General features: G+C 60.0%; 1 protein-coding gene. It reads left to right on the top strand.

What is annotated here, in order from left to right; translation table 11 throughout:
- A partial coding sequence (mraW, locus tag QP140_RS10295) for a 16S rRNA (cytosine(1402)-N(4))-methyltransferase (protein ID WP_284759559.1) occupies nt 1-235 on the top strand: 235 nt, incomplete at both ends.

Raw genomic sequence — 235 nt, 5'->3', positions numbered from 1 at the left:
ATTCTCGCCCGCGCCGCTGAGAAGGGCATTGCAGGTGCGCTTTTCGACCTCGGTGTTTCCTCGATGCAGCTTGACCAGGTCAATCGTGGATTCGCCTACCGAGTCGACGCCCCGCTGGACATGCGCATGGATGCAAGCCAGGGGATTACCGCAGCGGATGTGCTCAATACCTATTCGCACGGTGATATCGCGCGCATCCTATCGACTTACGGCGACGAGCGCTTCGCCGGCAAGA

The organism is Corynebacterium sp. UMB9976, assembly GCF_030212265.1.
GTDB lineage: Bacteria > Actinomycetota > Actinomycetes > Mycobacteriales > Mycobacteriaceae > Corynebacterium.
This window is presented reverse-complemented; position numbering and strand designations above follow the sequence as displayed.